Below are 11873 nucleotides of genomic sequence, written 5' to 3'. Positions count from 1 at the left end.
CGGCCGCGGCGGCGGGTCCGGGCGTGACACGTCCGGACCCGCCGGCCCCCGTACGACGAGCCGCGGTACGACGCGCTCCGGTACGACGACGACGACGGCGGACGGGCGGGAATCCGCCCGGCCGCCGCCTCACGCTCTGCCGTGTGCCGTGTGCCGTGTGCCGTGCCCGGGGCACGGGCGCGGGCTCAGCCGCCCGTGACCTCGACCGCGGCCAGGTTCTTCTTGCCGCGCCGCAGCACCAGCCAGCGCCCGTGCAGCAGCTCGTCCGCGGCCGGGACCGCGTCCTCGGCGGCCACCTTCACGTTGTTCACGTAGGCACCGCCCTCCTTGATGGTGCGGCGGGCGGCCGACTTGCTCGCCACCAGGCCCACCTCGGCCAGCAGGTCCGCCACCGGCGCCGGCTCCGGCACCCGTGCGTGCGGCAGCTCGGAGAGCGCCGCCGCCAGGGTCGCCTCGTCCAGCTCCTTCAGCTCGCCCTGGCCGAACAGCGCCTTGGACGCGGCGATGACCGCGGCGCACTGGTCGGCGCCGTGCACCAGCGTCGTCAGCTCCTCGGCCAGCGCACGCTGTGCGGCGCGGGCCTGCGGACGCTCCTCCGTGAGCCTCTCGAGCTCCTCCAGCTCCTCACGGCTCCGGAAGCTCAGGATGCGCATGTATCCGGAGACGTCGCGGTCGTCCACGTTCAGCCAGAACTGGTAGAACGCGTACGGCGTCGTCATCTCCGGGTCGAGCCAGACCGCGCCGCCCTCGGTCTTGCCGAACTTGGTGCCGTCCGCCTTGGTCATCAGCGGCGTGGCGAGCGCGTGCACGCTCGCATGCGGCTCCAGGCGGTGGATCAGGTCCAGACCGGCGGTCAGATTGCCCCACTGGTCACTGCCGCCCTGCTGCAGGGTGCAGCCGTAGCGCCGGTACAGCTCCAGGAAGTCCATGCCCTGCAGCAGCTGGTAGCTGAACTCCGTGTAGCTGATGCCCTGGTCGGACTCGAGCCGGCGGGCGACCGAGTCCTTGGTCAGCATCTTGTTCACCCGGAAGTGCTTGCCGATGTCCCGCAGGAACTCGATGGCGGACATGCCCGCCGTCCAGTCCAGGTTGTTGACCATGACCGCCGCGTTCTCGCCCTCGAAGGACAGGAACGGCTCGATCTGGGCGCGGACCCGCTCCACCCAGGCCGCGACGGTCTCCGGGTCGTTCAGGGTGCGCTCGGCCGTCGGCTTGGGGTCGCCGATCTGCCCCGTCGCCCCGCCCACCAGCGCCAGCGGGCGGTGTCCCGCCTGCTGGAGCCGGCGCATGGTGAGCGCCTGCACCAGATGACCGACGTGCAGGCTGGGCGCGGTCGGGTCGAAACCGCAATAGAACGTGACGGGACCGTCCGCGAGCGCCTTGCGCAAAGCGTCCTCGTCGGTGGACAGGGCGAACAGCCCGCGCCACTTCAGCTCGTCGACGATGTCCGTCACGGTTCCGGTTCTCCTCGAACAGTGGAAAGAAGGTGATGGTCGCCCAGGGGGCATCCAGCAGTCTATGGGTTCGCCCGCGGCCTCAGACGCCCTGGCTGACCGAGCTCATGTTGAAGTCCGGGACGCGCAGCGCGGGCATCGCCGCCCTGGTGAACCAGTCGCTCCACTCACGCGGCAGCGTCTTCTCCGTCCGCCCGGCCTCCCGGGCCCGCGACAGCAGATCGACGGGAGACTCGTTGAAGCGGAAGTTGTTCACCTCGCCGGTGACCTCGCCGTTCTCGACGAGGTAGACGCCGTCCCTGGTCAGCCCGGTCAGCAGCAGCGTGGCCGGGTCGACCTCCCGGATGTACCAGAGGCAGGTCAGCAGCAGCCCCCGCTCGGTCGAGGCGACCATCTCCTCCAGCGAGCGCTCACCGCCGGCGTCCATGATCAGATTGTCGGCGGCCGGGGAGACCGGCAGCCCGGTCAGCCCCGCACTGTGCCGGGTGGTGATCAGCCGCTCCAGCGCACCCTCCCGCATCCACTCGGTGGAGGGCACCGCGAGGCCGTTGTCGAACACCGAGGCGTCGCCGCCGGATGAGTGGGCGATCACGAACGGCGCGCACTCGAGACCCGGCTCGTCCGGGTCGCTGCGGAGCGTCAGCGGCAGCTCGGACAGCCGCTCGCCGATCCGGGTGCCGCCGCCCGGCTTGGAGAAGACCGTGCGGCCCTCCACCGCGTCCCGGCCCGAGGAGGACCACAGCTGGTAGATCAGCAGGTCCGCGACGGCGGTCGGCGGCAGCAGCGTCTCGTACCTGCCCGCGGGCAGTTCGATCCGGCGCTCCGCCCAGCCCAGCCGGGTCGCGAGCTCGGCGTCCAGCGCCGCCGGGTCCACGTCCTTGAAGTCGCGGGTCGCGCGCCCCGCCCAGGCCGAGCGGCTGCGGTCCGGCGACTTCGCGTTGAGCTCCAGCGTGCCGTTGGGCTGGTCGTGGCGGAGCCGCACGCCCGTGGACGTGCCGAGGTACGTGGAGGTCACTTCGTGGTTGGCGAAGCCGTACAGCTCACGGCCGCCGGCGCGGGCACGGGCGAAGGACTCGCCGAGCGCGGGCGCGAAGTCGGCGAAGACGGCCGATGAGGTCTCCGCCGGCGCGTCGGTGAAGTCGCCCGCCGCCGGGACACCGCCCACCAGCGGCTGCGCGTCCTCGGCGGGACCCGCGGCCCGGGCGGCGGCCTCGGCCGCCCGCACCAGCGGCTCCAGGTCGGCGGCCGTCACGGCCGACCGGGACACCACTCCGGACGCGGTGCCCTGCGCCCCGTCCACGGTCGCGATCACGGTGAGCGTACGGCCCCGGGTCACGCCGTTCGTGGTGAGGGTGTTCCCGGCCCAGCGGAGATTGGCCGACGAGTGCTCGTCCGCGATGACGACGCAGCCGTCGGCGGTGGACAGTTCGAGGGCACGCTCGACGATCTCGTGCGGCTTGCTGACGGGGCTCATCGACCGGCCTCCTGGGTGGTGTTCAAGATGTTGACGCCGCGGAACAGCGCGGACGGGCAGCCGTGCGAGACGGCCGCGACCTGGCCCGGCTGGGCCTTGCCGCAGTTGAAGGCGCCTCCCAGGACATACGTCTGCGGACCCCCGACCTTCTCCAGCGAGCCCCAGAAATCGGTCGTCGTCGCCTGGTAGGCGACGTCGCGCAGCTGCCCGGTCAGCCGGCCGTTCTCGATCCGGTAGAAGCGCTGGCCGGTGAACTGGAAGTTGTACCGCTGCATGTCGATCGACCAGGACCGGTCGCCGACGACGTAGATGCCGCGCTCCACCCCGCCGATCAGGTCCTCGGTGGAGAGTCCGCCCGGTTCGGGGCGGAGCGACACGTTCGCCATCCGCTGCACCGGCACGTGCGAGGGCGAGTCCGCGAAGGCGCAGCCGTTGGAGCGGCCGAGGCCCGTGAGGCGCGCGATCCGGCGGTCGAGCTGGTAGCCGACGAGCGTGCCGTCCTTCACCAGGTCCCAGCTCTGGGACGCGACGCCCTCGTCGTCGTAACCGATCGTCGCCAGCCCGTGCTCCGCGGTCCGGTCCCCGGTCACGTTCATCACCGTCGAGCCGTAGCGCAGCTTCCCGAGCTTGTCGAAGGTCGCGAAGGACGTGCCCGCGTACGCCGCCTCGTAGCCCAGCGCCCGGTCCAGCTCGGTGGCATGCCCGATCGACTCGTGGATCGTCAGCCACAGGTTCGACGGGTCCACGACCAGGTCGTACGTCCCCGCCTCGACGCTCGGCGCGCGCATCTTGGCGCCCAGCAGTTCCGGGATCTCCTCCAGCTCCGAGTCCCAGTCCCAGCCGGTGCCGGTCAGGTACTCCCAGCCGCGGCCCACCGGCGGCGCGATGGTGCGCATGGAGTCGAACTCGCCGGTCGTCTCGTCCACGGCGACCGCCGTGAGCTGCGGATGCAGCCGGACCCGCTGCTGCGTGGTGACCGTGCCCGCGGTGTCCGCGTAGAACTTGTTCTCGTGCACGGTCAGCAGGGATGCGTCCACGTGCGCCACGCCGTCCGCCCGCAGCAGCCGCGCGCTCCAGTCCGCCAGCAGCGCGGACTTCTCCGCGTCCGGGACGTCGAACGGGTCGGTCTCGTACGAGGAGATCCAGGTGCGGTCCTCGTGCACCGGCTCGTCGGCCAGCTCGACCCTCTCGTCGGAGCCGGCGGCCGCGATCACCTTCGCCGACAGCTTCGCCAGCGCCACGGCCTGGCCCGCCACCCTGGCGGCGCCGTCCATGGTCAGATCGACGCCGGAAGCGAATCCCCAGGCCCCGCCGTGCACCACCCGCACCGCGTATCCCAGGTCGGTGGTGTCGGACGAGCCGGCCGGCTTCGCGTCGCGCAGCCGCCACGCCGCGCTGCGCACCCGCTCCAGCCGGAAGTCGGCGTGCTCGGCGCCGAGCACGCGCGCCCGCGCGAGCGCCGCGTCGGCGAGCGCCCGCAGCGGCAAGGCCGTGAAGGCTTCGTCGATGGAATGAGCCACGAATGTCTCCTGTCATGGTGGAACCCGTCGGCAGGACCGGTCGCCCCGATCATGTCGCGCCCGGCTGCCCGCTGCCTACCGCTTTCTGTAGGGACCCGACAGCGCATCCGTGACGCCACTGTCAGGGGTCGATCCCCTGCACAGAGGGCGGTACCGATAGGTTTTCGCAGTATCAGACCGCTATCGAAAGGGTGATCCGTTGAGCCGCTCGGTTCTCGTCACCGGAGGAAACCGGGGCATCGGCCTCGCCATCGCCCGCGCTTTCGCCGAGGCCGGAGACAAGGTCGCGATCACGTACCGCTCGGGCGAGCCCCCCAAGGAGCTGGCAGAGCTGGGCTGCCTCCCGGTCCGCTGCGACATCACCGACGCCGAACAGGTGGAGCAGGCCTACAAGGAGATCGAGGACAAGCACGGTCCCGTCGAGGTGCTGGTCGCCAACGCCGGCGTCACCAAGGACCAGCTGCTGATGCGCATGTCCGAGGAGGACTTCGTCTCCGTCCTCGACACCAACCTCACCGGCACCTTCCGGGTCGTCAAGCGCGCCAACCGCGGCATGCTGCGCGCCAGGAAGGGTCGCGTCGTCCTGATCTCCTCCGTGGTCGGGCTGCTCGGTTCCGCGGGCCAGGCCAACTACGCCGCCTCCAAGGCCGGCCTCGTCGGCTTCGCCCGCTCCCTCGCCCGCGAACTCGGCTCGCGGAACATCACCTTCAACGTCGTCGCGCCCGGCTTCGTCGACACCGACATGACCAAGGTGCTCAACGACGAGCAGCGCTCGGGCATCGTCTCCCAGGTGCCGCTCGGCCGTTATGCCAAGCCGGAGGAGATCGCCGCCGCGGTGAAGTTCCTCGCCTCCGACGACGCCTCGTACATCACTGGAGCCGTCATCCCGGTTGACGGCGGATTGGGCATGGGTCACTGATCACATGAGTGGAATCCTCGCCGGCAAGCGCATCCTCGTCACCGGGGTGCTGATGGAGTCGTCCATCGCCTTCCACGCCGCGAAGCTGGCCCAGGAGCAGGGTGCGGAGATCATCCTGACGGCCTTCCCACGGCCCACCCTGACCGAGCGCATCGCCAGGAAGCTCCCGAAGCCGACCAAGGTCATCGAGCTCGACGTCACCAACGACGAGCACCTCGGGCGCCTGGAGCAGATCGTGCGCGACGAGCTCGGCGGCCTGGACGGAGTCGTCCACTCCATCGGCTTCGCCCCGCAGGACGCGCTCGGCGGCAACTTCCTGAACACGCCGTTCGAGTCGGTCTCGACCGCGATGCACGTCTCGGCGTTCTCGCTGAAGTCGCTCACCATGGCCTGCCTGCCGCTGTTCCCGCAGGAGGGCGCCTCGGTGGTCGGTCTGACCTTCGACGCCCAGTTCGCCTGGCCGCAGTACGACTGGATGGGTCCGGCGAAGGCCGCGTTGGAGGCCACCTCCCGCTACGTCGCGCGTGACCTGGGCAAGCAGAACGTCCGCTGCAACCTGATCTCGGCGGGCCCGCTCGGCTCGATGGCCGCGAAGTCCATCCCCGGCTTCAGCGACCTCGCGGACGTGTGGAACCACCGCTCCCCGCTGGAGTGGGACATGTCCGACCCGGAGCCCACCGGCCGCGGCATCGTCGCCCTGCTGTCCGACTGGTTCCCGAAGACCACGGGCGAGATCATCCACGTCGACGGCGGCGTGCACATGATGGGTGCGTAACGCAACGTAACCCACGGGCGGCCGTCACCTGGTCGCTTTCGATGCCCCGGTCACCCGCTGTGTGCGGAGGGCCGGGGCATCGCCCGTTCGGGTCAATGCAGCGGGCGGGCAGGCACCCGTCCGGGGGACCCTGGAGAGGCAATCCCTCCCTTGTGGTGCAGCAGCGGCGCAAGCCGCAGTACGGCCGAGGAGGTCCTGGTTGTGCGTACGTCGTTGCGATCCGCGTCCCTGCTCGGGGTGCTCGGGGTCCTGGTGTGGCCCGCCTCCACGGCGGCTGTCTCCGAGCAGCCGGGCGAGCCCGCGCCGCGGCCCTTCGGGGCCGCGTGCAGCGTCTACATCGAGGGCTCCAGGGCCACGGCCCACTGCCACAACCCGTACCTGGACACCGACCGGGTGCAGCTCCACGTCGAGTGCGAGCGCTGGTGGGACGTGGACGCGGACAGCACGCCCGTCGACCTCGGCCCGACCGGCCGCGCCACACTCAGCGAACGCTGCTGGAAGGAGATACGCAGCGTGTGGGTGAGCCATCTGCGCCGCTGAGGCGTCCGCGGTGAGCGGCGGCGGGCCAGGGGCGCTGCGGGCCGCGCGCACCCCTCGTACCCCGCGTGCCCGGGCCGGTCCGCCCGGGAACCCGCGGGCACCGCGTACCGCTCACACCCCGCCGCGCAGGCACAGGAACGGATAGCTCGCCGCCTCCGCGGCCGCCGTCGCGCCGTCGCGGGCGCGGATCGCCTCCAGCAGCCGGCCGTGGTCCATGTGGTTCTCGGGGCGCAGCTCCCCGCCCACGTCGTCCCGCAGCCAGTCGCGCAGCAGATCGCCCAGGTCGGCGTAGAGCGCGGTGAGCACGTCGTTGTGGGAGGCCGCGACCACGGCCAGGTGGAAGGTGGCGTCGGCGGCGACGAACCGTTCGGCGTCCCCCGACTCCCACGCCTCCTCCCGCCGGGCCAGCAGAGCGTCCAGCTGCTTCAGGTCCTTCTCGGTGCGCCGCTCGGCCGCCAGCCGTGCCGCCGAGGACTCCAGCGTGGAACGCAGCTCGGCGATGTGGCGGGGATCGGCGTCGGCGAACCTCCTGTGCATCACCCCGGCCAGCTCGCTCGTCGCCACCACGTAGGTGCCGGAGCCCTGGCGGATGTCCAGCAGCCCGTTGTGCGCCAGCGCCCGGACCGCCTCGCGGATCGTGTTGCGGGCGACGCCCAGCTGCTCGACCAGTTCCGGCTCGGTCGGGATCCGCGAGCCCACCGGCCACTCGCCCGAGGTGATCTGGTTCCGCAACTCGGTGATCACCTGGTCCGAGAGGGCGGAACGCCGGGGGGAGGTCAGCGCCATGGTGCTCCTTGTCCGGGTGTGGGTCCACGGCCCGGCCTCCCGCGGCGTTCCGGCCTCCGGCGGCCCGGCCTCCACGAGATTGTCCGAGATTGGACAACCAATCATCCCATGATTCTATGATGGCTCCATGCCGGACGAGACCCAGACCCTGAACCCCGCCGCCACGGCGGTCCGTACATCAGCCGATTCTTCCGCGTCCCCGGCCGGAAAACCTCCGGCCTGGGTCCTCCGGCTCGTCCTCGCCGGTCTCGTGCTCGCCGCTCTCAACCTCCGGCCCGCCATCACCAGCCTCGGCGCCCTCCTGGAGGAGGTCCAGAACGGCCTCCACATGAGCGGCAGCGTGGCCGGAGTGCTGACCTCCGTGCCCCCGCTCTGCTTCGCCGCCTTCGGGCTCGCCGCGCCCAGGCTCGCCCGTCGCTTCGGGCCCGCGGCGGTCGTCTGTGCCGGCATGGTGGCCATCACCGCGGGCCTCGCGGTCCGGCCGTTCGCCGGCGGCACCGCGACGTTCCTCGCGGCCAGCGCACTCGCCCTGATGGGCATCGCCGTCAGCAATGTGCTGATGCCGGTGATCGTCAAGCGCTGGTTCCCCGACCGCCTCGGCAGCGTCACCGGTCTGTACTCCATGGCGCTGTCCCTCGGCACCGCCGTCGCGGCCGCCGCGACCGTGCCCATGACCCAGGCGCTGGGCGGCAGTTGGCGCACGGGCCTGGCCGTCTGGGCCGCGCTGGCCGCTACCGCCGTACTGCCGTGGATCCCGCTGTTCCGCGTCCGGGGTACGGACGCCTCCGGGCCCACCGTGACGGGCACCCGCGCCCCCGGCACCACGCCGCAGGCCCCCGGCCCGCGCACGGCCCGCACGCCGCAGGCCCCCGCGGCGCGCATCGCCCGCAGCCGCACCGCCTGGGCCCTCGCCTGCTTTTTCGGCCTCCAGGCCACCGGCGCGTACATCACCATGGGCTGGATGCCGCAGATCTTCCGCGACGCCGGGGTCCCGGCCGGTACCGCGGGCGTGCTGCTCGCCGTGACCATGGTCATGGGCGTTCCGCTCGCCTTCGTGATCCCCCGGCTCGCCGCCCGGCTGAGGACGCAGGGCCCGATCGTCCTCGCGCTCGGGCTGTGCGGACTGACCGGCTACACGGGCCTCTTCCTCGCTCCCGCCGCCGGAGCCTGGGCATGGGCGCTTCTGCTCGGCATCTCCAACTGCGCCTTCCCGCTCGCCCTCACCATGATCGGCATGCGCTCCCGCACCGGGGCCGGGGTCGTCCGGCTGTCCGCCTTCGCGCAGAGCACCGGTTATCTGATCTCCATTCCCGGACCGCTCCTCGTCGGCGTCCTCTACCAGCACAGCGGCGGCTGGGACCTGCCGCTCGCGCTGATGGCCGGGCTGATCGTGCCGCAGGTGGCGGCCGGCGTCCTGGCGGGCCGGGACCGCACGATCGAGGACGAGGCCGGGATGCGACACTGACCCCATGCCTGTGCTCGACCCGAACCCCCCGAACGGCCAGAAGAAGCTCCTGCTCGTCTTCGGCACCATGATCGGCATCACCGTGATCATCGGCATCATCGCCTCGATCGCCTCCCCCTGAACACCCGGCCACCCCAGCCGCGGCGGGGGTTTTCCCCACCGTCCCCTAGGGGGCCGGTGTCAGGGGGAAGTGGGTGGCTCACCGGATGGGCGGCCGAGTCCATGATCCGTAGGTTGGAAGCAGCTCAGCAGGAGCCCAGCTTCGGACCTCACGGAGGCGGCCATGTCGGCCCGTACGCACTCCCGGCACCGCGCCCCGGCGGCCGCCGGCGACACCGGGGCGAGGAGCGGCGGCACCGGCCCGAAGGCCGTCGGCGCGGGAGCGCAGGGCGTCGTCACCGGGCCGCGGGTCGCCGGTACCGCGCCGAGTGGCGTCGGCACCGGACTGCGGTGGTGGGCGGTCGTCCTGCCGGTGATCGCCTTCTCGGTTCTGCTTCTGCTCATGACCGGAACGGGGCAGGCGCAGGCGGCCGCGGGCCACTCCCCGCCCGCGTTCCTCGGCTGGATCCAGGTGGCCCTGACCGGCTCCTGAACGGGGCGCGGCGCGCGCCCCGCCTGCCGTCGCGGACGCGTTCCCCCTTCGTGCGGCGACCCCTCAACACCCTGCGCCTGCTGGCTGATTTCATGCGAAGCTGGGGAGCATGAGCGCCGATACACCGCGAAGGATCGTCCTACTCCGCCATGCGAAGGCCGACTGGCCCCAGGTGTCCGACCACGAGCGGCCGCTCGCCGACCGGGGCCGCATGGACGCCCCCGTCGCCGGCCGCAGGCTCGCCGACACCGGCATCCCCTTCGACCTCGCCCTGTGCTCGACCGCCACGAGGACCCGCGAGACCTGGAAGCTCGCGGTCCACGAGTTGCCCGAGCGGCCCAGGACCGTGTATGAGGAGCGGCTCTACGAGGCCTCCCTCGGAGATCTGCTCGCGCTGCTCAACGAGACCCCGGACGAGGTCGACGATCTGCTGCTCATCGGCCACAACCCCGGGATGCACGCCCTCGCCGACGCCCTCGCCGGCAAGGCGGAGGGCGACACCCTGCAGCGGATGAGCCGCGGCGGCTTCCCGACCGCCGCGTTCGCCGTGATCGGATTCTCGGGTTCCTGGAAGACCGTCGAGCACGGCGTGGGCACGCTCCTCGACTACTGGGCCCCGCACGACTGAACGGCCCGAGCCGACGACGGAACGGCCCCGGTCCGCACTCGGCGCACCGGGGCCGTTCCGTACCGCCGACGCCGTCCTCCGCGCGGATGCCTCGCAGGCCACCGGCGCCCGACCCGTCGCCGGAGGCGCAGCGGGCCTCAGTCCTCGTGCGCGTCCGCGGCCTCGACCTCTTCACGGGTGATCCCGAGCAGATAGAGCACCGCGTCGAGGAAGGGCACGTTGACGGCGGTGTCGGCGGCCCTGCGCACCACGGGCTTGGCGTTGAAGGCGACGCCGAGACCGGCCGCGTTCAGCATGTCCAGGTCGTTGGCGCCGTCACCGATCGCCACGGTCTGGGCGAGCGGCACCCCGGCCTCGGCCGCGAAACGGCGCAGCAGCCGCGCCTTGCCGGCCCGGTCGACGATCTCGCCGGTCACGCGCCCCGTGAGCCTGCCGTCCACGATCTCCAGCGAGTTGGCCGAGGCGAAGTCGAGACCCAGACGCTCCTTGAGATCGTCGGTGACCTGGGTGAACCCGCCCGAGACCACGCCGACCTGGAAGCCGAGGCGCTTCAGCGTACGGATCAGGGTGCGCGCCCCCGGGGTGAGCCGCACCTCCGTGCGCACCTTGTCCACCACCGACGCGTCCAGGCCCGCCAGCAGCGCGACCCGGGCGTGCAGCGACTGCTCGAAGTCCAGTTCCCCGCGCATCGCGGCCGCCGTGACCTCCGCGACCTCCGCCTCGCAGCCCGCGTGCGCGGCGAAGAGCTCGATGACCTCGTCGGTGATCAGCGTCGAGTCGACGTCCATCACCACCAGGCGCTGCGCCCGGCGGTGCAGTCCGGCCGAGACGACCGCGACGTCCACCCCGATCTCCGCCGCCTCGGTCGCCAGCGCGGTCCGCAGAGGCTCGGTCTCACAGCCCGAGACCGCGAACTCCACTGCGGTGACCGGGTACTTGGCGAGCCGGTGGATACGGTCGATGTTGCCGCCCGTGCCCGTGATCCTGGCCGCTATGGCGGCCGTGGACTCCGCGGTGAGCGGATGCCCGAGCACGGTCACGTGCGAACGCCCGCTGCCCCGGGGCCGGTTGTCGCCGAGACCCGAGATGATCTCGGCCTGGAGCTTCAGCGACTCGGCCCAGCTGTGCACGGTGGCACGCAGCTCGCCCTCGGTGCCGGCAGTCGGCTCGGTGACGAGTGCGCACAGGGTGATGCGTCCCCGCGTGACGACCTGCTCGATGTCGACGACGTCGACGGAGAAGGCGGCGAGAGTGTCGAAGAGCCCGGCCGTGATGCCGGGACGGTCCTTCCCGAAGATCTTCACCAGCAGGGTGGGGAAGTCGGGCGTCTGCGGGGGCTGCGATGCGCTCATGGTGCTCCCACCGTATCGGGCACTCCGTGCCGGGCGCCGCCCCGTCCCGCGTACCGGACAGCCTGCGGCCCGTCCCGGCCGTGTGCAGGTGACGCCGGGGTTGCCGCAGGGCCGACGGCGGCCGTACGGGCGGAGGAGTGCGCGCGATGCCGCCCACCGGACGCGGCGCGACCCGGGGCCCCGGGGCGGGGAGCGGCCCGTGGAGCGCGCCCGTGGGACCGTCGTGTGACCGTTGTGTGAACGGGCCGGAGGGGCCGTCGCTCCCGCCGCGCCGGTGCGCCGCGCGGCCGGCCGGCGCCGGCCGGCCGCGGACCGGGTTCGCATCCCCGTTCGGCGGGGGACGGGGTACCGACGACCGGTACGCACCG

Annotated in this window: 12 protein-coding genes; 7 read left to right on the top strand and 5 right to left on the bottom strand. The window is 72.1% G+C overall.

What is annotated here, in order from left to right; genetic code table 11:
• Nucleotides 1–185: 185 nt before the first annotated feature.
• The 3 genes from tyrS to BLT82_RS07355 form a co-directional block, all read right to left on the bottom strand.
• Complete coding sequence (tyrS, locus tag BLT82_RS07365; protein ID WP_093653046.1) at nucleotides 186–1454, bottom strand: tyrosine--tRNA ligase; 1269 nt, start codon at nucleotides 1452–1454, stop codon at nucleotides 186–188.
• An 82-nt stretch (nucleotides 1455–1536) separates the two neighbouring features.
• A complete protein-coding gene (locus BLT82_RS07360; RefSeq protein WP_093653045.1) occupies nucleotides 1537–2928 on the bottom strand; it encodes a metallopeptidase TldD-related protein in 1392 nt (463 codons plus the stop codon).
• Entirely contained in the window at nucleotides 2925–4448 is a 1524-nt protein-coding gene (locus BLT82_RS07355) for a TldD/PmbA family protein (RefSeq protein WP_093653044.1), read from the bottom strand. The genes BLT82_RS07360 and BLT82_RS07355 overlap by 4 nt, the downstream gene beginning before the upstream one ends.
• Before the next feature lie 199 nt (nucleotides 4449–4647).
• Here BLT82_RS07355 and fabG point away from each other — a divergent pair, with 199 nt between their 5' ends.
• The 3 genes from fabG (at nucleotide 4648) to BLT82_RS07340 (ending at nucleotide 6682) form a co-directional block, all read left to right on the top strand.
• A complete protein-coding gene (gene fabG, locus BLT82_RS07350) occupies nucleotides 4648–5367 on the top strand; it encodes a 3-oxoacyl-[acyl-carrier-protein] reductase (RefSeq protein WP_093653043.1) in 720 nt (239 codons plus the stop codon).
• Between the two features lie 4 nt (nucleotides 5368–5371).
• Nucleotides 5372–6142, top strand: a complete 771-nt coding sequence (fabI, locus tag BLT82_RS07345; protein ID WP_093653042.1) for an enoyl-ACP reductase FabI — start codon at nucleotides 5372–5374, stop codon at nucleotides 6140–6142.
• Between the two features lie 201 nt (nucleotides 6143–6343).
• Nucleotides 6344–6682 (top strand): hypothetical protein, encoded by a 339-nt coding sequence (locus tag BLT82_RS07340; protein WP_208867756.1) that lies wholly within the window; start codon nucleotides 6344–6346, stop codon nucleotides 6680–6682.
• A 111-nt stretch (nucleotides 6683–6793) separates the two neighbouring features.
• Here BLT82_RS07340 and BLT82_RS07335 read toward each other — a convergent pair whose 3' ends face one another.
• Complete coding sequence (locus BLT82_RS07335; RefSeq protein ID WP_093653041.1) at nucleotides 6794–7468, bottom strand: FadR/GntR family transcriptional regulator; 675 nt, start codon at nucleotides 7466–7468, stop codon at nucleotides 6794–6796.
• 127 nt (nucleotides 7469–7595) lie between these two features.
• On the opposite strand from BLT82_RS07335, the gene BLT82_RS07330 reads away from it, so the two are divergent.
• The 4 genes from BLT82_RS07330 to BLT82_RS07320 all read left to right on the top strand — a co-directional run bounded on the left by BLT82_RS07330 (nucleotide 7596) and on the right by BLT82_RS07320 (nucleotide 10153).
• Nucleotides 7596–8933 (top strand): CynX/NimT family MFS transporter, encoded by a 1338-nt coding sequence (locus tag BLT82_RS07330; protein ID WP_093653040.1) that lies wholly within the window; start codon nucleotides 7596–7598, stop codon nucleotides 8931–8933.
• 4 nt (nucleotides 8934–8937) lie between these two features.
• Nucleotides 8938–9054: an SGM_5486 family transporter-associated protein gene (locus BLT82_RS38550; protein WP_267905275.1), complete on the top strand. Its 117-nt coding sequence runs from the start codon at nucleotides 8938–8940 to the stop codon at nucleotides 9052–9054.
• A 162-nt stretch (nucleotides 9055–9216) separates the two neighbouring features.
• Nucleotides 9217–9525, top strand: a complete 309-nt coding sequence (locus BLT82_RS07325; RefSeq protein ID WP_093653039.1) for a hypothetical protein — start codon at nucleotides 9217–9219, stop codon at nucleotides 9523–9525.
• Between the two features lie 109 nt (nucleotides 9526–9634).
• A complete protein-coding gene (locus BLT82_RS07320; RefSeq protein ID WP_093653038.1) occupies nucleotides 9635–10153 on the top strand; it encodes a SixA phosphatase family protein in 519 nt (172 codons plus the stop codon).
• Between the two features lie 137 nt (nucleotides 10154–10290).
• Here the strand turns inward: BLT82_RS07320 and serB are convergent, their stop codons facing one another.
• On the bottom strand, nucleotides 10291–11505 hold the full coding sequence (gene serB / locus BLT82_RS07315; protein ID WP_093653037.1) for a phosphoserine phosphatase SerB: 1215 nt from the start codon (nucleotides 11503–11505) through the stop codon (nucleotides 10291–10293).
• Between the last annotated feature and the right edge of the window lie 368 nt (nucleotides 11506–11873).

The sequence above is a fragment of the Streptomyces wuyuanensis genome, from assembly GCF_900103455.1.
GTDB classification, from domain to species: Bacteria; Actinomycetota; Actinomycetes; order Streptomycetales; family Streptomycetaceae; genus Streptomyces; species Streptomyces wuyuanensis.
The sequence above is the reverse complement of the archived record's forward strand: the minus strand, read 5'-3'. Positions and strand labels throughout refer to the sequence as shown.